The following is a 21005-nucleotide window of genomic DNA, read 5'->3' as shown; positions in this document are numbered from 1 at the left end:
GGCAATCCTTTCACGGCGGCAGTCTATAGTTGGAAAAACAGTACTAAGAGGGCATCGGGATGAAAATGAGCTGGTTGCTGGCGGGGAGCCTTTTTTGCCACGGGCTCTGGGCGCAGGAGCTGACCCTGACCACGGGGGAGTATCCGCCCTACTGCTCCGAGACGCTGAAATATCAGGGGCTGATCCCCCATATAGTGAGCGAGGCATTCAAGAGTGAGGGGGTTAGCGTCAAGTTCCAGTTTCTGCCCTGGAAGCGGGCCTTTCGCTTGTCGGAGGAGGGGGTGGTGGATGGCACTGTCCACTGGTACGAATCGAGCGAGCGGCGCAAAAGCCATCTCTACAGCGATTCCATCCTGAGCGAGACCTATGTCTGGTTCTATCTCAAGTCAGTTCCACTTGAATGGAATGAGTACCGGGATCTGGCAGAACGCAGGCTGGCTGCGGTCAGTGGCTATACCTACAATGCAGATTTTTTTGCAGCCATCGAACAGGTGCCACTGCAGGTGCAATTCGTCACCCGGCTGCGCCAGAGCTTCGATCTCCTGCTTTCCGGCCGCGCCGACCTGACCCTGGAGAACATCGATGTCGGTTACTACTCCCTGCGTCAGTTCTACCCGGCCAGCACGGTCGATCTGTTCACAACCCATTCAAAACCCGTGATGAAAGTCGAAGGTCACCTGCTGATCAGCCGCAAGCGCGAGAATGCTGACGAGCTGGTCAAAACCTTCAATCGGGGGCTCGCCAAACTGAAAGCCAGCGGTCAGCTGGAGAAGATGTTACTTGAGTCACGTTCTGGTCTCTATGAACCATAAAGTGCAACATTTTTTGATCCTGATTCGCTAATCAGTACAAAAAAGCCGCCATTATCGACTCAGTTCCCAGTTTCTAACGCTTTCGCTTCTTCCCTCTCTGGCCACCGTCTGCTTCGGCTACACGGTATCAAGTGCTATCTGAGCGGGCCTGTTACCCAACAAGAAGAAAGCAATGTATGAGCAAACAACTGGACATGACCCCATTGCCGGATCTCTCCCTGAAAACGGGAACAGGCCCGGTGCGTACCCGGCTACCCGTTTGGCGGCCAGCCCTGCCACCCTGCAATCATGCCTGCCCGGCCGGAGAAAATATCCAGGCCTGGCTCTCTTTGGCGCAGGCCGGTCGCTTTGAGGCGGCCTGGCAGACCCTGATCGAAGAGAACCCCTTGCCCGCCATTCATGGCCGGGTCTGCTACCACCCCTGCGAGAGCGCCTGCAACCGCGGTCAGGTGGATGAATCTGTCTCCATCCACGCCATCGAGCGTTTCCTCGGCGACGAGGCGCTGGTCCATGGCTGGCTGCCTGCAGCCCCCGCGCCTGACAGCGGCAAGAAGGTGCTGGTGATTGGTGCTGGCCCCTCCGGCCTCTCCTGCGCCTGGCATCTCAACCGGCTCGGCCATCAGGTGGAGATCCGCGAGGCGGGGCCACTGGCGGGCGGCATGCTGCGCTTTGGTATTCCCGCCTACCGCTTGCCCCGCGACATGCTGGATCGGGAGGTGGCCCGCATCGTGGCGGCCGGGGTGACCCTGACCCTCAACCACAAGGTGGAGGATGTGCTGCGCGAGCGCGACGAGGGGGGCTTTGACGCCGTCTTTATGGCGATTGGCGCCCATCTGGCCAAGCGGGTCGATATTCCGGCTCGGGAAGCGGGCAAGATCCTCGATGCGGTGAGTTTCCTCGAACAGGCCAGTCTGGCCGAAGAGCAGGGCCTGCCACCGCCAAAACTGGGACGGCGGGTCGCGATCTACGGCGGCGGCAACACCGCTATGGACGCGGCTCGCACCGCCCGCCGCCTCGGTGTGGAAGAGGCGATGATCATCTACCGCCGCGACCGGGATCATATGCCCGCCCACGCCTTCGAGGCCGATGAGGCCGAGGAGGAGGGGATCAAGATCAACTGGCTGCGCAGCATCCGCCAGCTCGACAACACCTGCATCGAAGTGGAGGTGATGGCGCTGGATGCCGAGGGCAAGCCGGTGCCGACCGGCAAGTTTGAAACCCTTGAAGCAGACTCCCTGATCCTGGCGCTGGGTCAGGAGGTAGACCTCTCGGTGCTGGAGAGCATTCCCGGCGTGCGGGTCAACAAGGAAGGCGTGGTGCAGGTGGCAGGCAACCTGATGACGGATGTGCCGGGTCTCTTTGCGGGCGGCGACATGGTGCCCTCCGAGCGCACCGTCACCATCGCCACCGGTCACGGCAAGAAGGCGGCGCGCCATATGGATGCCTGGCTGCGCGGTCGCCACTATCAGAAGATGGTCTCTTACCCGCTGGTGGGGCCGGAGCAGTTGCAACTCTGGTTTCAGACCCACGCGCCCGCCAGCAGTCAGCCGGTCAAACCGGCGTGGGCACGGGATGACTTTGGCGAGATCATCGGCGGGTTGGATGAGGTGGCCGCCCGCTACGAGGCGGCGCGCTGCTACTCCTGCGGCAACTGCTTCGAGTGCGACGGCTGCTATGGTAGCTGCCCCGAGCAGGCCATCGCCAAGCTGGGGCCGGGCAAGGGCTATCAGGTCGATGCGGCACTTTGCACCGGCTGCGGTGCCTGCCATGACCAGTGTCCTTGTCACGCCATCGAGCTGCGCCAACCGGAGGAGTCCCAATGAAACATGAACTGATCATGGTTGACGGCAATGAAGCCGCAGCCCGGGTGGCGTACCAGCTGAGCGAAGTGTGTGCCATCTACCCCATCACCCCGAGCTCGACCATGGCCGAACTGGCCGATGCTTGGGCGGATGAGAAGCAGACCAACCTGTGGGGCAATATCCCCACTGTGGTGGAGATGCAGAGTGAAGGGGGGGCGGCCGGTACGGTACACGGCGCCTTGCAGGCGGGGGCGCTCGCCACCACCTTCACCGCCAGTCAGGGGCTTATGCTGATGCTGCCCAATATGTACAAGATCGCCGGTGAATTGACCGCGGCGGTGTTCCATGTGGCGGCCCGTTCGCTGGCGGCACAGGGGCTGTCGATCTTTGGCGACCATCAGGATGTGATGGCGGCGCGCAGCACCGGCTTTGCCATGCTCGCCTCCGGCTCGGTGCAGGAGGCGCAGGACTTTGCCTTGGTCGCCCATAGCGTCACCCTGCAGTGCCGGGTGCCCTTTATCCACTTCTTCGACGGCTTTCGTACCTCCCACGAGGTGAACAAGATCACCGCCCTGCATCGGGACGAGATCCGGGCGCTTATCGACAACGACTGGGTACGCGCCCACCGAGCCCGGGCCCTCAACCCGGATCATCCGGTGATGCGTGGCACCGCCCAGAACCCGGATACCTATTTCCAGTCCCGCGAGAGCGTCAACCCCTTCTACGAGGCGGTACCGGCGCGGGTGCAGCAGTGCATGGACAACCTCGGTGAGTTGACCGGCCGCCACTACAGGCTGGTGGAATATCACGGCGCGCCCGATGCCACCGACGTCATCGTGCTGATGGGCTCGGGGGCGGCCACCGCCCGCACTACTGTGGATTGGCTCAACCGGCAGGATCGCAAGACCGGGGTGCTGGTCATTCGCCTCTATCGCCCCTTCCCGGTACAGGCGCTGCTCGATGCGCTACCCGCGAGCGTGCGGCGCATCGCGGTGCTGGATCGCACCAAGGAGCCGGGGGCGGGCGGCGAGCCGCTGCTGCTGGATGTGCAGAGTGCCCTGATTGACGGCTTGCAGCGCGGTCTGTTCAAGCGGCTGCCCTGGCTCAGTGGCGGTCGCTACGGCCTCTCTTCCAAAGAGTTCACCCCCGCCATGTGCGCGGCGGTGTTCGAGGAGCTGGCTTGTGATGCGCCGCGCCCGCGCTTTACCGTGGGGATTGTCGATGACGTGTCGGGCCTCAGTCTGGCCTGGCACCCCATCGGCGATCTGGAGCCCGCCAGCCGGGTACGGGCACTGTTCTTCGGCCTTGGCGCCGACGGCACGGTGGGTGCCAACAAGAACAGCATCAAGATCATCGGCGAGCTGGAGGGGTTCCACGCCCAGGGCTACTTCGTCTACGACTCCAAGAAGTCGGGCTCGCGCACCGTCTCCCACCTGCGCTTTGGCCCAGAGCCCATCGACGCCCCCTGGCTTATCGAGCAGGCGAGCTTTATCGGCTGTCACCAGTGGGGCTTTGTTGAATCGGTCGATCTGCTGGAGCACGCCGCGGAAGGGGCGACCCTGCTGCTCAATGCCCCCTATGAGGCTGACAAGGTGTGGGGCCAGCTGCCCGAGCGGCTGCGGGCCCGTATTCGCGCCCTCAATATCCAGCTCTACTGCATCGATGGGGATCGGGTGGCCGAGCAAAACGGCATGGGCAATCGCATCAACACCATCATGCAGACCTGCTTCTTCGCGCTGGCCGGGGTGTTGCCACGGGACGAGGCGATTGCGCTGATCAAGGAGAGCATCGAGAAGAGTTATGCCCGCAAGGGGCCCGAAGTGGTGGCGCGCAACTTCGCGGCGGTGGACGATACCCTGGCTCACTTGAGCAAGGTGGTGATCCCGGCCGGTGAGGAGCAGATCAGCGACTATCCGTTGCCGCTGGCACCGGGCGGCAGCGATTTTGTCCAGCGGGTCACTGGCGAAATGCTGGCCGGGCGCGGCGATCTGATCCCTGTCTCCATGCTGCCGGTGGATGGTACTTACCCCACCGCCACCAGCCGTTTCGAGAAGCGGGATATCGCCCGCGAGATCCCCATCTGGCATTCCGATATCTGCATTCAGTGCGGCAACTGCGTCTTTGTCTGCCCCCACGCGGCGCTGCGGGCCAAGTTCTACCATCAGGACTGGCTGGCGACCGCCCCCGAGGCGGCCCAGTCGGTGCCCGTCACCGCCAAGGGCTTCCCCGACAGCCGCTACACCTTGCAACTCTATCCGGAGGATTGCACCGGCTGTGGCCAGTGCGTGCAGGCCTGTCCGGTGCGGGTCGGGGCTGATGAGGAACACGAGGGCGAGCGGGCCATCACCATGATGGACAAGGCGCCGCATCTTGCTGGTCAGAAGCAGGCGCTGCGCTGGTTCGAGAGCCTGCCGTGGCCTGCCCGCGAGCGGGTGGATTTCTCCACCGTGCGCGGTGCCCAGTTCCTCGAACCTCTGTTCGAGTTCTCCGGCGCTTGCGCCGGTTGTGGCGAGACCCCGTATCTCAAGCTGCTGACCCAGCTGTTTGGCGATCGCATGCTGGTGGCCAACGCCACCGGTTGCTCCTCCATCTATGGCGGCAACCTGCCGACCACGCCGTGGGCCAAGAACGCGGAAGGGAAGGGGCCCGCCTGGTCCAACTCATTGTTCGAGGACAACGCCGAGTTCGGCTTTGGTTTTCGTCTCACCGCCGATCAGCATCACGGTCAGGCGGTGGCGGCCCTCGAAGCGATGAAGGGGGAGCTGGGGGAGGCGCTGGTCGATACCCTGATCACTGCCCCGCAGCGGCTGGAGTCGGAGATCCGCGCCCAGCGCACCCGGGTGGCGCAAGTGCGCGAGCGGCTGGAAGAGGTGAAATCCGGCAAGGCTCGCGAGCTGCTGTCACTCATCGATCAGCTGGTACGCCGCTCGGTCTGGATCATCGGCGGCGATGGCTGGGCCTATGATATCGGTTCGGCGGGGCTCGATCATGTGCTCGCCTCCGGGCGCGACGTGAACGTGCTGGTGATGGATACCGAGGTCTACTCCAACACCGGCGGTCAGATGTCGAAATCGACCCCGCTCGGCGCCGTCGCCAAGTTCGCGGCGGGAGGCAAGACGCTGGCCAAGAAGGATGTGGCGCTGCAGGCCATCTCCTACGGTAACGTCTATGTTGCCCGCATCGCCTTTGGTGCCAATCCGCAGCAGGCGCTGCAGGCCTTGCGTGAGGCGGAAGCCTATCCGGGCCCGTCGCTTATCATCGCCTACAGCCACTGTATCGCCCACGGCATCGATATGGAGTTTGGCCTGACCCAGCAAAAACGGGCCGTGGCCTCCGGTCACTGGCCGCTGATGCGCTACAACCCGGTACTGCGCAGTGCGGGGCAGAACCCCTTCAGCCTCGATAGCTTGCGCCCCTCCATTCCCCTTGCTGAATACCGGCAGGAGGAGACCCGTTATCGGGTGCTGGCCCAGAGCCATCCGGAGGAGGCCGAGCGGCTGATGCAGGTGGCGCAACAAGTGGCGTGGCAGAAGTGGGCCACCTACGAGGAGATGGCCACCCGCGAAGCCAGCCATTTCCATCCGCCGGTGTGAGAATGGGGTTAACTCTGCATAAAACGAAGCGGGCCACTGGCCCGCTTTAATTGAGAAGACATGAGGTTATACAGAACGAAAGATTTATCAGAAAGTATGGTTGCAATATTTATGGTGATAGTGTTTTGGGAAACTTGAGAAGCTATTGATATATTAAGTTTGCAAGGGCGCTACATTGGTATTGAGATATTATATTGAGTTGTTCATTGAATAATGAATTTTATTTGTAAGAGGTTGGTATGCAAAAAGATATAATGCAAGCTGCTCAATCGTTCAAAGAGGAATTCGGGGGTTTTTCTCATGAAATGTCGATGAAGCATTTCGAAAGGCAGCGAGAGATGTATGAAATCGAGTATGCTGATTTCTTGGCTCACTATGAACGTGAAGAATGCTATTTGTGTGGAAAGCCATTTAAGACCATAAGTAAAGAACAACCATGTATTCATTGGTTGTTGCGTCGCTGCAAATTCAAAAAGAAAGATTTTCCTAAAATTATAGAAAAGTATGATTTTTACAATATATCGGCTTTCTTAAGATGGGTTGCTAATGTGGAGACTGGAGTGAAAAACATAAACAACCTCAAGGAGGAAAGTAGTGAACGTAAGCTATTTGAAACAACAATAAAATGGAAAAATATTGAGTGGACATTAGACTGCTCAAAAAATGACTTTGACGGTCACAAGGGGAGTAAAACTGACTTTCCTCATTGGCATTTTCAAATGAGGGTTGATGGTGTTCAGTTTATCAACTTTAATGATTTTCATATTAGATTCTCTAAAGATGACCAACTGAAAATTGTTCTTGAACGTGACCCTGATTCTGGTTTCTTGCATTCATTCGGTCCAGGAGGACAAGGAATGCAGGAGCATATGGACCGTTTTTCTAATAACCCTGATGAATTTATTGCCAATGTAAAAACAACTTCGAATCCAGAGGAAGGGACTGTTCATATGCAGTCAATTGTGAAGGGGCCCGAAGGAGGTATTTCGGGAGATAAGATCAATAAGGCTATAGAGATGGCTAGAAAGACAGGTAAATCTCTAACTCACTGCTTTAGGGAAGTGTTAGGGGAGGATGAAGGCATTTCTATAACAACTATCGCCAGCCCTGCTGACAGTGTTCCTCAAATTGCAAAAAGAACAGAGCGGAATCGAAGGTAAAGACCGGTGGCCTTGACCAAGACTTTATTTTCCCTCCAAGACAGGTAAGCTGCGGGGCAAATAGTGTCAAGCAGGAGAAGGGACGATGACAGAACAACATATCGCTGGGACGATCGGCATTCTGGGGGCGGGGTGGCTAGGGCTGCCGCTGGCGCGGGCCCTGCTGGCGGCAGGCAAGCAGGTAGCGGTCACGGTCAGCAGCGCCGAGAAGGCGGCCCGTTTGCAGGGGGAGGGGATCGATGCTCATCCGCTGACGATTTCTGCCGAGATGCCCGTTGCTGATCAACAAGCGCCGTGGCCCATCCCCTGCGAATCGCTGGTTATCTGCGTACCGCCCAGCAAGACCGATGACTATACGCAAGCGGTGGCAAAGGCCTGTGCGTTGGCCAAAGCGAGCGGCACCCGGCGGGTGCTGTTTGTCAGCGCCACCTCGGTATGGGGGGCGGGTCAAGAAGAGGGTGAACAACCCAAACCCCGCCATGCCCGTGGCGAGCGAATGCTGGCGGCGGAGCAGGCGGTGCTGGCGGCCGGTTTCGAGGCGGTGATGATAGTGCGCCCCTCCGGCCTTTATGGCCCGGATCGCCATCCCGGCCGTTTCCTGGCGGGCAAGACTCTCGATGGCGGCGCCCAGTCGGTTAATCTGGTCCATCTGGACGATGTGGTGGCGGCTTGCATCTTGCTTCTGGAGCGGGGCAAGGACGGGGATGTGTTCAACCTGAGCGCGCCGGTACATCCGCGCCGCGAGCAGTTCTACCCCTTTGCGGCGCGCCAGCAGGGGCTCCCTGCGCCGGTCTTTATCGAGCCTGCCGGTGAATTTCAGCCCATCGATGGCCAACTGATTTGCCAGCAGATGGGATTCAACTATCGCTGGCCCGATCCGGCCCACTGGTTTGCCGAGCTGGCCGCCTCGGGCAATTGAGGTTTGCCAAGGGGGTGATCGCCCCCTATCATGCCGCCATCCATGAGAGAGAGGCGGTAATGATGGTAGATACAAAACGTCACCCCGATGGGGAGTTGTTGCTGAGAACCCTGGCAATGCCAGCCGATACCAACCCCAATGGCGACATCTTTGGTGGCTGGATCATGTCCCAGATGGATATAGGTGGGGGCATCATGGCCAAGGAGCTGGCAAAAGGACGTATTTGTACCGTATCCGTCGAAGGCATGACCTTTCACAGTCCGGTCAAGGTGGGCGATGTGGTCTGCTGCTACGGTCGCTGCATCAAGATTGGCCGCAGCTCCATGAAGCTGAAGCTGGAGGTGTGGGTCAAGCCGGTACTGCGGGAAAACGATGCCCAGCGTTACTGTGTGACCGAGGGGGTCTTTACCTATGTCGCCATCGACGACAACGGTAAATCCCGCCCGGTTCCGGTCAGCGTCTGATCAAATCAGCCGGGCATTGATGATGGATATTTCCTGCTCAAGCCCGGTTTTTTGCCGTATCATGCGTTCCAGCATCTCTTCCGAGCCCACATATTGCAGGGTGTCAAACAGGCAGAGATCGCATTGAGGGTCCCGTCTTATCTGATAGACGGTGGCCAGCTCCACTTGATGACAATTTCCTTGTTGATCATAAAACGTCACGCAGTACCGAAGTTCTCTCGCCATTGACAGGCTCCTTCTGGTTGGGTGGAACAGGGACTATCAGCTTAGTCGGCGTGGATGACGTTTGTGATGGTCGCAACAAAAAGCAAAGGCGGGCGGTTGTTAGCCAATGAAAAATAGTTATCGCATTCTTGGCACCTCCCTGCTGACCCTGGGGTTGGTAGGTTGTTTTGAGGTGCCGGATCAGAACCATCTGGTCACAGCTCAAGGGATTGTGCCGGGACTCGACTGCCAGCGTCCGCCGCTGGTAGCGTTGGCGACCACGGCGCTGCCCCGTGAATTCGGGGTGACGGTGTGGAATCTCTACAAGGGCCAGCGCAAAAACTGGCGTGAAGGGATGGACAGTTATGCCAAGGGGCAGGATCTGGTGTTGCTGCAAGAGTCGGCCACCCGTCCCGAGATGCTCGACTGGCTGCGTGCCGGTGATTTCCAGTGGCAACAGCTGCAAGCCTTCACCCAGGGCGGCGTCTCGTTCGGGGTGATGACGGTGGCCAAGACCCCGCAGGCGTTCGTCTGTGGCGTGCGCTCCCCCGAGCCTTTGCTGCGCATCCCCAAATCCGGGCTGGTGAGCCTCTATCCGCTGCAGGGCGACCCTGACGGCGTGCTGGTGATCAACCTCCATGCGGTCAATTTCGAGCTGGGGATGGCCACTTTTCGCGAGCAGCTCAACGATCTGACTGCCTTGGTACGCCGCCATCAGGGGCCGGTTATTCTGGCCGGTGACTTCAATACCTGGAGCGACAAGCGCCAGTTCTGGCTGAACAAACTGGTGGACGAGCTGGGCCTGCAAGAGGCCGTGCCGGTGCCTGACTTGCGTCGCACTGCGTTTGGTCGTCCGCTGGATCACCTCTACTACCGCAATCTGGACTTGGTCGAAGTGAGCTCACCGGCGACCGACTCTTCCGATCACAACCCCATCATTGCGCGCTTTGCCGCCCAGTCGGTGACCCCTTGATCGGGGATGATGTGCGAGTTCCGCTCATAAAAAATCCGGCGCCTGATGGCGCCGGATTTTTTTATACGCTCTGGCGGTTAACCCGCTCGAGCTGACCCGCAGGCATTACTGGTAGAGACCCAGATTCTCTTTGGCGTAGGCTTCGAAATCGGTGCAGCCACCGATGTGCTGCTCGTCCAGGAAGATCTGCGGCACGGTATTGACCGGCTTGCCGGCGCTCTTGGCCAGATCTTCTTTGGTGATCCCTTCGGCATGGATATCCACGTAGCGGAATTTGAAGTCATCGCGCTGCTCGGTCAGCTGCTCGGCGATCTGTACGGCACGGACACAGTAGGGGCAACCCGGGCGACCAAAAATCACTGCAAACATATTTTCTCTCCGTTCTTTAAGCCGTTTTGCTATGGCCGTTGATATGAGGCAGGCAACAGCATAGCCCTGCCTCGTGGCGACTTGAAGCCGAAATTATCGATACAGTGATTCGAGTGGACCTATTACGGCATCACTGCGGCTCGGCGATCTGGATCGGTTGCTGCTGATAGATGCTCTCCAGCACCCCCTTCTCGAATACGGTCCAGGGCCCGGGTGCCTTGCTGGCACGGTAGCGTTCATGGGTCGCCGGATCTTGCGACAGGCCGCGCTGGAACATCACGAACGCCTTGCGCTGGCCGCCTGCGGTATCGATAAAGCCCACCAGATTGGAGGTACCGGTGATGGTGCCTGTCTTGGCGTGGACCTTGTTCTTCATCATGGGGGCGGTGACGCTGCGCCGCCACGCCAGAGTGCCATCCACCTGGGAGCTTGGCAGCAGCTTGATCAGGCCAAGCTCTGCATCGTTTTTCTGGATAAAGTTGAGCACCGACAGCATCTGACGGGCGCTGATGAGATTGTGAGCAGAGAGGCCGGAGCCGTCGGCCAGGGTGGCGTTGCCCAGATCGATACCGTTCTTGGTCAGAATGGCGCGTACCGCCATGGTGCCGCTGCGATAGCTGCCCGGCTTGTTGTAGTAGTGACGACCCACGGTTTTGAGGAAGGTATCGGCGTAGAGGTTATCCGATTTCTTCAGCATCTTGGCGAGCATCACCGGCAGGGAGACCGAGTAGTGGGTGCCCAGTGTCTCGGCGCCGACCGGTGACTTGTGAGTGACTCGCAGCAGGCCATCATGCTTGATGCCCGCCCGGTTCATCGCCCAGCGGATGTTGTCCCAGCCCCAGGCTTCCACATCGTGGATGGCGAAACGCAGACCCTGTGGATCCTTGTTCGGGGTGATGCAGCCCTTGAGCTCGTAGAAGTTGCCCTTGGCCATGTCCACTTCCAGCGCGCAGAACTGGCGCGCCATGTCGGCGTAGCTCATCACTTCCACGTTGTCTGCACCGATGCCGATGGGGACGCCGGTGGCCACATTGCCAACCGCCGGTTTGCCGATCTGGGTGGCGGTGATGGTGCCGTAGGCGCAGTTCTTGTCGATGATGACCGAGGAGACCGGAGCGGCGAAGCAGAGGGTCTGATCCCCCCACGACCAGCCGTTGCCGCGCTCGTAGCCGTTGTAGGCGCCGGTGTTGACGTAGACATTGCCCTTGATCTGGTTGACCCCGAGTTGCTTGAAGAGCGCCAGCAGATCCATGCGGGAGAGGGTGGGGTCGCCGACGAAGTTGATCCAGATATCGCCGTTGATGGTGTCACCCTGTTTGGCGCCCGGCTGGGCCTGAATGTCGGTGGCGAAGCGGAAATCGGCACCGAGCTCGAGGCGGGCTGCCAGTGCGGTGAGCACCTTCATGGTGGAGGCAGGGGCGATCATCTGATCCGCATGGCGGGCGAACTCCACGCCGTTATTGCCCTGCACTATGATGGCGTACTGGCCACCCTGAGGGGGCGTCAGCGGGGCGGCCTGAGCCGCCAGAGAAAAGAGAGCACAAAAACCAATCAACAGCCGCTGCATAACATCCTCTAACGTGACGAAGGGGCCCGGCAGTGGTGCCGACCCTGATAATTCAACCTGCCGATGCGGGATCGACGGGGGTAACGCAATTCGTGGGATTGATGCCGGTCGCCTGGCCATCACGCCATCGAGTTGGCGGTGCGATAGCGACCCTCATAATCAAAAATCTTCTCTTTTATCTGCCAGAAGCGACCCGATTTGCGGGCGATGACAAAATCCGGATGACGGAACTGGCGCTCGCACGCCAGCACGCTCGCCAAGGTGGTGAATTCAGGCTCCAGCCCCGGGGCGGGCCAATGATGACGCACAAAGCGCTGTTGAAACAAGCGTTGTGCGCCCGGGGAGTGAAAACCGAAGTATTCGCTGAGGGTCAGACCATCCTCATCGTGGTAGGTCACCTCCAGCCGTTCCCCCTGTTTGCCGCGCCCTGCGGTGAGGGTTAGCCCTGCGCAGCGAATGACCATGCAATCCTTGAGATTGAGCGCCTCTTTAAGCTTGTCGTCCGGATCCACCAGCAGCTGATCGCAGCTCTGGCAGCGGCGGGCGGCAATGTCATTCTCTGCGCCGCAGCCCGGGCAAATCTTGGCGCGAAAGCGGTAGTCGCACTCCTCGCGATTGCCCTCGTCATCTTCAAACAGCCCCTGACAGCGGCGGCCGTAGTGCTCGATCACCTTGCCATCCTCGTCGGTCTTGCCCCAGAAGGTGTTGGCAAAGCCGCAGGCGGGGCAGGGCACTTGCACCGGTTCGGTACCGGCGTGGGGGCGGGGTTCCCCCACTTCAGGGGCGAACAGGTTGAAGTTGTTGCCCGCATAGTCGAGCACCAGACAATCCTCCTTGCCCGGCGACAGGCGCAGGCCCCGACCCACAATCTGCTGATAGAGCGACACCGACTCGGTGGGGCGCAGCATCACGATCAGATCGACATGGGGGGCATCGAAGCCGGTGGTGAGCACCGCCACGTTGACCAGAAACTTGATCTCCCGTGCCTTGAAGGCGCTGATAAGGGCATCGCGTTCCGGCCCCGGGGTCTCGCCAGTGATAAGGGCTGCACTCTGGGATTGGGCCTGCAACAGCCCCTGAATTTCCCGGGCGTGCTCGACGGTGGCGGCGAAGATCATCACCCCCTGCCGGTCGGCGGCATACTCCAGCACCTGACTCAGGATATGAGGGGTAACCCGCTGCTGGCGCTTGAGCTCGCCGTTAAGATCCGCCTCGCTGAACAGGCCGTTCTCCCGAGCCACCAGCTTGCTGAAGTCGTAGTGGACGATGGGGGCATCCACCATGCGCGGCGGCGTCAGGTAGCCGTTTTTCACCATGAAGCGCAGGGGCAGCTCGAACACGCAGTCGCCAAACAGCCGCTCGCCGTGGCTCTTGACCATGCCGTGGTAGTGGCGTCGGTAGATCCAGCCCAGCCCGAGCCGATAGGGGGTGGCGGTGAGACCTAGGATCTTGAGGGCGGGATTGGCTGCCTTGAGATGCTCGATCACCTGATGGTACTGGCTGTCGTCATCGAGCGAGACCCGGTGGCACTCGTCGATGATCAGCAGCGAGAAGGCGCCGTCGAAGGCCGCCAGATTGCGGGCGACCGATTGCACCGAGCCGAACACCACCTGAGCGCTCGCCTCCTTGCGATCCAGCCCTGCGGCGAAGATGTCGGCCTTGAGCCCCCACGCCTCGTATTTGGCGTGGTTCTGCTCCACCAGCTCCTTGACGTGGGCCAGCACCAGCACCCGACCGCGTGCCTTGCGGGCCAGTTCGGCGATCACCAGACTCTTGCCCGCACCGGTGGGCAGCACCACCACGGCGGGGTCCGGGTGTTTGCGAAAGTGGCTGATCACGGCGTTGACTGCGTCGGTTTGATAGGGTCTGAGAACGAACATGAGGGTGTGGCGTTTGGGCATGGTGTGGCGCCATTATAGGGATCTTGCCGCCACAAAAACAGCGGGCCGGCATGATGCCGGCCCGCTGGGAGGTAGGGTGCTGATTAATGGAACGGGAAGATGTAGTTCATCCAGCTTGCCATGCGCAGCAACACTTTCCGCATGATGGAGACATGGTGGAAGTAGTGGGTATAGATAGCAGCCTGACCACTGGCACCGGCGATCACCTGATACTTGGGCCACTCGGGGTCAGTGATGGAGATGATCACAGGCAGACGGCCCGGACGCACCGCAGTAGTCTGATCCAGCAGACCGGCGTTGGCTTGCACGTTACCGGCGGCAATGGCCGGGATCACTGCAGTCACCTTGCCCTTGAAGATCTTGCCGGGGATGCCATCGATCACCACTTCGGCCTCGTCGCCAATCGCCAGACGCTGCATGCTGTTTTGCCAGAACCAGCCGACATAGGCGGTCTCATCCTTGTGGATGAAGGTCATCACCGGGCGGTACATGAAGGGGGTGGCGATCATGCCGGGGCGCAGGGCCAGCTGCACTACATGGCCATCGCTCGGGGCATAGACCACGGTTTGGGCCAGCTGATACTTGGCTTCCAGCAGCTGAGCTTGCAGATCGTTCAGGGTGGCTTTCTGCTGGTCAATCTGGGCCACGATATCGTCTACGTTGGCCTGGCTGACATCCAGATCACGCTGTTTGCCGACACCACGTTGCATCAGCTCTTTGGCGCGATCCCGATCCAGCTTGGCGGAGCGCAGCCGCGCTTCGATGGATTTGAGGTGTTCGCGGTTGGATTCGACCCGTGCGGCGAGGCTGTCTGCCTTCAGGCGGAACGGCTCATCATCAAGGCGAAACAGCACATCCCCTTTTTTCACCAGCTGGTTGGGCTTCACCGGGACTTCAACGACCCGGCCCTTGACCAGCGGCACAATCGGGGTGGATATGTAGTAATTGCGCGCCATCTCCGAGTAGGGATGGTTGTAGTTCATCAGTATGATCAGGGCGCCGATGATGATGATGCCACCCAGTGCGGCAGTGGGAACCGTCCACTTGTTGAGCGGGATACGGAAGATTTTGAATACGGCCACACACAGTGCCGTATAAGTCAGGATCAGTAGCAGGTCCATGGTTTATCCCTGTTGCTCACTCTGTTCGATAGTGTTGATACGGCTCTTCAGATCGGCCAGCTCCTGCTTGAGAGCGGCCAGATCGTCTTCATCTTTTTCCAACCGCTGGCTAAAGCCCCAGCCGCGATCCGGCCGATAGAGGGTTGCCCAGATCCAGAGGAAGGGCCACAACACATGCAGGGTAAACAGGCTGACCCAACCCGCGACATGAATGGCATCCTGATGAGGGTGATTCCGGTGTTTGGCAATATCGTAGGGAATATCGTGGATCACGATAATTCCATAAAAAATGACCAGCCCGACAAAGACGAGCAGGCCAAGAGCAAAATAATCAAGGGCCATTTATAACCTCCACTGGCATGACGCGCAGCTTAATCATGGGTTCCAACAAGCACTAAAGCAATTAAGAATCACATATTTATCGTTATTTCGCACGGAATCTTAAGCGCTTTCGCTGTATTGAAGCTGAAGCCATCACAGAGTTTTGTTATTACTTTATTTGCCATTAAAAAAGGCGCCATAAGGCGCCTTTTTATGCTGTTTTTTGCAGCATTTTTTGCCGTATTACCCTTCACTGGCACGGCTGACCAGCGGCTGGCGGAATTTCACCAGGAAGGCAACGGTAATCACTGCGGTGGCTGCCAGACCGATGATGGTGGAGATCCCCATCTCCAGCCCGAACCCGATGGGGGCGTTGGCCAGATAGGTGAACACCACGGCGGTCATGAACATGGCAGGAAGGGTGCAGACCCAGTGCAGCTTGCCCTCTTTGATAAGGAAGGCGGCAGCAGCCCACAGCATGATGACGGCGGTGGTCTGGTTGGCCCAGCCGAAGTAGCGCCAGATCACCCCGAACTCGGCCTTGGAGATGATGAAACCAAGGATGAACATGGGGATGGCGATCAGCAGACGCTTGGCCAGCGGCTTCTGGGTCATCTTCAGGAAGTCCGCCACGATCAGGCGCGCACTGCGAAACGCGGTGTCACCGGAGGTGATGGGCAGGATCACCACGCCGAGGATGGCCAGAATGCCGCCCACGGTGCCGAGCAGGCTGGTGGAGACTTCGTGTACCACAGCGGCCGGGCCGCCGTTGGCCATGGTGGCGTTGAGTGCTTCGGTGCTGTCGTAGAAGGAGAGACCCAGGGTGCACCAGATCAGGGCGATGATCCCTTCACCGATCATTGCACCGTAGAAAATGAAGCGGCCGGATTTCTCGTTTTGCATGCAGCGCGCCATCAGCGGTGACTGGGTGGCGTGGAAGCCCGATACCGCGCCACAGGCGATGGTGATGAACAGCAGCGGCCACAGCGGCAGTTCGGTCGGGTGCAGGTTGGAGAAGTCCATCCCGGTGTTGTAGAAGCCTTTGCCGGAGGCGATCAGACCGATGATGAGGCCGACCGACATGAACACCAGCAGGGCGCCGAAGATGGGATAGAAGCGGCCAATGATCTTGTCGATGGGGACTATGGTCGCGAGGATGTAGTAGGCAAAAATCGCCACGATCCAGTAGACCAGATCGGTGGAGGTGAGGTTGGCGAGCAGCCCTGCTGGGCTCAGTACGAACACCACACCCACCAGCATCAGCAGCACCACGGCGAACAGGTTCATGAAGTGCTTGGCGGCGGTGCCCAGATGCTCACCGACCACGGTCGGCACCGAGGCGCCCTTGGCGCGCACTGACAGCATGCCGGAGAAGTAGTCGTGTACCGCACCGGCGAAGATGCAGCCAAAGACGATCCAGAGCATGGCGACCGGACCGTAGAGGGCACCGAGGATCGGGCCGAAGATGGGGCCGACACCGGCGATGTTGAGCAGTTGCACCAGATAGACTTTTTTGTCCGACATGGGGACATAGTCCACCCCGTCAGCCATGGTGATGGCGGGGGTTTTCAGCTCAGGTTTCGGGCCGAATATCCGTTCGATGAACTTGCCATAGATGAAATAGCCGGCGACAAGTAAGCCGACACAGAGGAAGAACCAGATCATTGCTACGCTCCTGCATTGTTATTTTTTGATTTGCACAGCGAGTCTAAAACGATTGCTCTGCTCTGGCAGGTGAAACGGCCCGAGCGGCGTCATGGCGCGCCGAGCGGTCGCCGGCTGTGATCCGGCGCACACTCCACGGCTCAGTCCAGTCCCAGTTGATCCTTGAGCTCCTTGAGATAACGACGGCTGACCGGCACCCTGGCTCCGCTCGGGGTGACGATCTCCGCCAGCTGGTTATCCAGCAGCTGGATCTCGAAGATGGCGTTGGGGGAGACCAGATACTGGCGATGGCAGCGCAGCAGCGGGCTCTTCTCCTCCAGCGATTTGAGGGTGAGCTGGGTGTGGAACAGCTCCCCCTGACAGGCCACATGGACGCCGCCAAGATCGGAGAAGGCATACTCCACCTGTGCGATGGGCAGCAGCCTGACCCGGTTGTGCAGATAGCCCGGAATGTGTTCGATGGTGGGGGCCAGCCGCTCGACCGGCTGTGGCGAGATATCCTGCTTGAGGCGGGCGAGGGTCTTGGCCAGCCGGGCGGGCTCCACCGGCTTGAGCAGGTAGTCAAAGGCATTCTCCTCGAAGGCCTGAATGGCGTACTCGTCAAAGGCGGTGACAAAGACGATGCGGGGCAGGGGGTCGAGCATGGCCACCAGCGCCATCCCGCTCAGCTTGGGCATCTGGATATCGAGGAACACCACGTCGGGCCTGAGCCGCTGGATCAGCGGCAGCGCCTCGATGGCGTTGGCCGCTTCCCCCACGATCTCGATGGCGGGATCGCAGGTCAGGTGCAGCTTCAGCTCTTCGCGGGCGTAGTGTTCGTCATCGACAATCAGGGTGCGGATCATGGTTGCTCCTTGGGGATGGTGAACGACACCCGGGTCCACTGCTCCGGTTCGCACGCAATGGTCACGCCGTAGCGTTCGCCAAAGGCGCTCTTCAGTCGCCGGTCGACGATGGTCATGCCAAGACCGTCACCGGTCGGGCGCGCTTGCCAGGTGCCGGCATTATCTTCCACATGGATGGTGACGCTGGCGGGCTGTTCCTCGGTCCAGAGGCGAATGCGCCCCTGCTCCAGCAGGGTCGAGATGCCGTGCTTGATGGCATTCTCGATCAGCGGTTGCAGGGTGAAACTGGGCAGCCGCAGTGTGGCCAGATGGGGCGGGATCTCGTTGATCACCGTCAATCTGTCGCCAAAACGGGCCAGTTCGATCTCCAGATAGGATTGGCAGTGCTCCTGCTCCTCCTGCAGGGTGGCAAGGCCGCTCTGGCGCTTGAGATTCTTGCGAAAGAACAGGGAGAGGTGCAGCAGCAGACCCCGCGCCTTGTCCGGATCGCGCCGGGTGATGGCACTGATGGTGTTGAGGGTGTTGAACAGGAAGTGGGGGTTGATCTGCGCCTGGATCAGCTTGAGTTCGGATTGCACCAGCAGCCGCTGATGCTGCTCCAGCCGACCGGCCAGCAACTGCTGTGACAGCAGGTTGGCAATCCCTTCCCCCAGGGTGTGGTTGATCTTGAGAAACAGCCGCTTCTTCGGCTCGTAGAGCTTGATGGTGCCGATCACCCCCTTGTCTCCCTGCAGCGGGATCACCAGCACTGAGCCCAGCTGGCAAGCGGGTGAGAGGCTGCAGCGATAGGGCTGGCTGTTGCCATCGGCAAACAGCACCTTGTTGCGGGCGATGGCCTTCATGGTGATGGCCGACGCAATGGGGGTGCCCGGCAGGTGGTGATCTTCCCCGGTGCCGATAAAAGCGAGGATTTTCTCGGTGTCCGTGATGGCAACGGCCCCTACGCCGGTCTCTTCCTGAATGATGCGGGCAATCTTGCTGCTCGCCTCTGGCGTAAAGCCCTGACTCATGATCCCTACGGTGCGGTTGGCGATGTTGAGCGCCTTGGCGGAGAAGACCCGTGAGAACTTTTCATACATCTGCTGCTGGTCGCGGATCATGCTGATAAAGAGCGCAGCGCCGCAGGAGTTGGCCAAAATCATCGGGGTGGCGATGGTGCGCACCAGCAGCAGGGATTTGTCGAACGGGGTGGCCACCAGCAGGATGATCAGCATCTGCATGATCTCGGCATAGAGGGTGGTAAAGAAGGCGATCCGAGGTTGAAACAGGGCATCCGTTCGCCCCGCGCGCATCAGCCGCCAGTGCACCACTCCGCCGAGCAAGCCTTCGCAGGTGGTGGAGATGGCGCAGGCGAGATCGGTAAATCCCCCCAGCGTGTAGCGGTGCAGACCACCGGTCAATCCCACCAGAAATCCCACCAGCGGGCCCCCCAACAGCCCCCCCAACACGGCGCCGACCGCCCGGGTGTTGGCGATGGCATCGTCGATATCGAGGCCGACATAGGTGCCGAGGATGCAAAAGCTGGAAAAGATGATGTATATCAGTATCTTGTGAGGTAGTCTCACCGAATAGTTGGCAAGCGGGCGCAGCAGCGGACTTTTGGAGAAGAGATAGGCGATCACCAGGCTGACGCTCATCTGTTGCAGCAAGGAGAGGACCAACTGCATAAAAAACGTTCCTCATAAGTCGGGTGAAAAAATAACCAGCCCGTGAATAAGTGTGATCAAGATCTTGTTCTGTTGGCCAAAAGGGCTGCAACGGGCCGCCAGTTTGCCAGAACAGGTGGATAAAACCATATTAAATCAGCATGTTAAATTGATATTTGTGTAAGCGGCCACGGGTTGATATTGATGGGTAGAGCATGGAAGTATCCGCTGGATACGCTACACGGAGGTGGCATGCTCCGCCCAGCCCCATGGCTGGGCGTTTTTTATACATGGTCAGATGGCAACCTTGGGATAGGGATTCGAGCAATTATTCCGGTTTGTCCAATGAGTTATCCCCAGCTTCTGGGGATAACTCAGAAGGCAAAGTAGTAGCAGAAGCGGCGGGTCAGATTGAAGAACTGCCGTTGTCCCTCATCCAGTTCGTCCTGTTTGATAAACGCGGTGATGGTGCGTTCATCTTCCCGCAGATCGATCATGGCGACCGCTTCCGGCCGCTGCGCCTTGATATAGGGCAGGATCTTCGGTTTGAGGGGCATGGTGGGCTCGGTGGAGAGCACCAGCGCGATGCTCTCGTCCGAGAGTTTCACCAGTGATCCTGGCGGATAGACCCCCAGCACCTTGACCAGCAACTTGACCAGATTCTGGTCGAACTTCTTCTGGGATAACTTGTAGAGCTGGCTGATGGCCTGACTCGGCGCCGCCGGGGTACCGCTGTTGCGGGGATGGAGCAGTTCGTCGTAGAAGTCGACCAGTCCGATCAGCCGGGCCAGCGGCGGGATCTCCCCCCCCTTGATCCCGAGCGGATAGCCGCTGCCATCGAGTCGCTCGTGGTGCAGATGGGCGACCTGACGGATTTTCGGCTCAAAGGCGTTGAGCTGGGTCAGCATGTCGAGCCCGTATTGCGGGTGCATGTTGAGAAAGTTCTGCTCTGCCTTGCTGAGCTCCCCACGCTTCTGGATGATCTGGCTCGGTATTTTGAGCTCGCCGATATCGTGGATAAGTCCGGCCAGACCGGTTTCTTCCAGTTCGATGGGATTCATGCCCAGCTCGCGCGCCATCAACATGGCGATAAAGGCCACGTTGAGACTGTGCTGCAGCAGGATATCGGTGTGGGGGCTGCGAATAAGGTGCAGCCCGAGGGGGCCCTCGTGCTGACTGAGGGTGAAGGCGGCATTGCGGACGATCTGGGCGGTGTTGGCCAGCCCTTCATCCGGTTTGAGATTGAGCGCCCCGAGCGCATCGCGCAGCTCGCTCATGGACTGGCCAAAGGCTTTGTCGGCGGCGCGCATGGAGCGGCGAAAGGCCTTCTCGTCAAAGGGGGGCGGGCCCGAGGCAATCAGCTCTTCCAGCTCGTCAAGATCAGGTCCTGCATCGGGAATATCACCGCGCAGCAGCGGCTCGATAGGCAGATCGCTCTTGTCGGGGTCGACCATCAGCAGGGTGAGATCAAGATGACGGATAATGTCGAGTTGCTGCTGATCCTTGATCTTGAACGTATTGAACATGAACGGATGGTTGGTCCAGCCGGTCGGAAGGTGGATAAAGTGGCCTACTCTCAACTGCTCTATCGAGGCTTGGATCAGTGCCATCAGTGAACCTGCATTTCGTGAATGCCTACTCAA

Annotated in this window: 17 protein-coding genes; 7 read left to right on the top strand and 10 right to left on the bottom strand. The window is 59.5% G+C overall.

Translation table 11 applies throughout. The annotated features are described in order from the left end of the window. Positions 1 to 65: 65 nt before the first annotated feature. From OKC27_RS05215 to yciA, 6 genes are all read left to right on the top strand, one after another. Positions 66 to 812, top strand: a complete 747-nt coding sequence (locus tag OKC27_RS05215) for a substrate-binding periplasmic protein (RefSeq protein WP_270805984.1) — start codon at positions 66 to 68, stop codon at positions 810 to 812. Between the two features lie 176 nt (positions 813 to 988). Continuing rightward, positions 989 to 2635, top strand: a complete 1647-nt coding sequence (locus OKC27_RS05210; protein ID WP_270805983.1) for an NAD(P)-binding protein — start codon at positions 989 to 991, stop codon at positions 2633 to 2635. Further along, positions 2632 to 6207, top strand: a complete 3576-nt coding sequence (gene nifJ / locus OKC27_RS05205; RefSeq protein WP_182939279.1) for a pyruvate:ferredoxin (flavodoxin) oxidoreductase — start codon at positions 2632 to 2634, stop codon at positions 6205 to 6207. The genes OKC27_RS05210 and nifJ overlap by 4 nt, the downstream gene beginning before the upstream one ends. 239 nt (positions 6208 to 6446) lie before the next feature. Further along, entirely contained in the window at positions 6447 to 7367 is a 921-nt protein-coding gene (locus OKC27_RS05200) for a hypothetical protein (RefSeq protein WP_182939280.1), read from the top strand. 85 nt (positions 7368 to 7452) lie between these two features. After that, the gene (locus tag OKC27_RS05195; protein ID WP_182939281.1) at positions 7453 to 8286 is read left to right on the top strand and encodes an NAD-dependent epimerase/dehydratase family protein; all 834 of its coding nucleotides are present in this window, start codon (positions 7453 to 7455) and stop codon (positions 8284 to 8286) included. Between the two features lie 59 nt (positions 8287 to 8345). After that, positions 8346 to 8750, top strand: a complete 405-nt coding sequence (gene yciA, locus OKC27_RS05190) for an acyl-CoA thioester hydrolase YciA (protein WP_042061418.1) — start codon at positions 8346 to 8348, stop codon at positions 8748 to 8750. Here yciA and OKC27_RS05185 read toward each other — a convergent pair whose 3' ends face one another. Then, positions 8751 to 8975: a hypothetical protein gene (locus tag OKC27_RS05185; RefSeq protein WP_042061420.1), complete on the bottom strand. Its 225-nt coding sequence runs from the start codon at positions 8973 to 8975 to the stop codon at positions 8751 to 8753. It abuts the gene before it with no gap. Positions 8976 to 9081: 106 nt separating this feature from the next. Here OKC27_RS05185 and OKC27_RS05180 point away from each other — a divergent pair, with 106 nt between their 5' ends. Next, the gene (locus tag OKC27_RS05180; protein WP_075114512.1) at positions 9082 to 9927 is read left to right on the top strand and encodes an endonuclease/exonuclease/phosphatase family protein; all 846 of its coding nucleotides are present in this window, start codon (positions 9082 to 9084) and stop codon (positions 9925 to 9927) included. A 105-nt stretch (positions 9928 to 10032) separates the two neighbouring features. Here the strand turns inward: OKC27_RS05180 and OKC27_RS05175 are convergent, their stop codons facing one another. From OKC27_RS05175 to OKC27_RS05135, 9 genes are all read right to left on the bottom strand, one after another. Beyond that, a complete protein-coding gene (locus tag OKC27_RS05175) occupies positions 10033 to 10329 on the bottom strand; it encodes a GrxA family glutaredoxin (protein ID WP_257496286.1) in 297 nt (98 codons plus the stop codon). Positions 10330 to 10426: 97 nt separating this feature from the next. After that, positions 10427 to 11863, bottom strand: coding sequence for a D-alanyl-D-alanine carboxypeptidase/D-alanyl-D-alanine endopeptidase (gene dacB, locus OKC27_RS05170; RefSeq protein WP_182939282.1), 1437 nt, complete (start codon positions 11861 to 11863; stop codon positions 10427 to 10429). Between the two features lie 119 nt (positions 11864 to 11982). Beyond that, a complete protein-coding gene (locus tag OKC27_RS05165) occupies positions 11983 to 13743 on the bottom strand; it encodes a DEAD/DEAH box helicase (RefSeq protein ID WP_182939721.1) in 1761 nt (586 codons plus the stop codon). A 104-nt stretch (positions 13744 to 13847) separates the two neighbouring features. Further along, positions 13848 to 14885: an HlyD family secretion protein gene (locus tag OKC27_RS05160; protein ID WP_075112117.1), complete on the bottom strand. Its 1038-nt coding sequence runs from the start codon at positions 14883 to 14885 to the stop codon at positions 13848 to 13850. A gap of 3 nt (positions 14886 to 14888) precedes the next feature. Then, on the bottom strand, positions 14889 to 15227 hold the full coding sequence (locus OKC27_RS05155) for a DUF3302 domain-containing protein (RefSeq protein ID WP_058053676.1): 339 nt from the start codon (positions 15225 to 15227) through the stop codon (positions 14889 to 14891). A gap of 222 nt (positions 15228 to 15449) precedes the next feature. Next, positions 15450 to 16871, bottom strand: coding sequence for a carbon starvation CstA family protein (locus tag OKC27_RS05150; protein ID WP_182939283.1), 1422 nt, complete (start codon positions 16869 to 16871; stop codon positions 15450 to 15452). Between the two features lie 140 nt (positions 16872 to 17011). Continuing rightward, positions 17012 to 17716 (bottom strand): two-component system response regulator BtsR, encoded by a 705-nt coding sequence (gene btsR, locus OKC27_RS05145; RefSeq protein WP_182939284.1) that lies wholly within the window; start codon positions 17714 to 17716, stop codon positions 17012 to 17014. After that, positions 17713 to 19383 (bottom strand): sensor histidine kinase, encoded by a 1671-nt coding sequence (locus OKC27_RS05140; protein WP_182939285.1) that lies wholly within the window; start codon positions 19381 to 19383, stop codon positions 17713 to 17715. Before OKC27_RS05140 ends, btsR begins: the two co-directional genes overlap by 4 nt. Before the next feature lie 353 nt (positions 19384 to 19736). Then, the gene (locus OKC27_RS05135; RefSeq protein ID WP_182970751.1) at positions 19737 to 20972 is read right to left on the bottom strand and encodes an HD-GYP domain-containing protein; all 1236 of its coding nucleotides are present in this window, start codon (positions 20970 to 20972) and stop codon (positions 19737 to 19739) included. Positions 20973 to 21005: the final 33 nt, after the last annotated feature.

Source organism: Aeromonas sp. QDB62, from assembly GCF_027705695.1.
In the GTDB taxonomy this organism is placed as follows: Bacteria; Pseudomonadota; Gammaproteobacteria; order Enterobacterales; family Aeromonadaceae; genus Aeromonas; species Aeromonas allosaccharophila.
The sequence above is the reverse complement of the archived record's forward strand: the minus strand, read 5'-3'. Positions and strand labels throughout refer to the sequence as shown.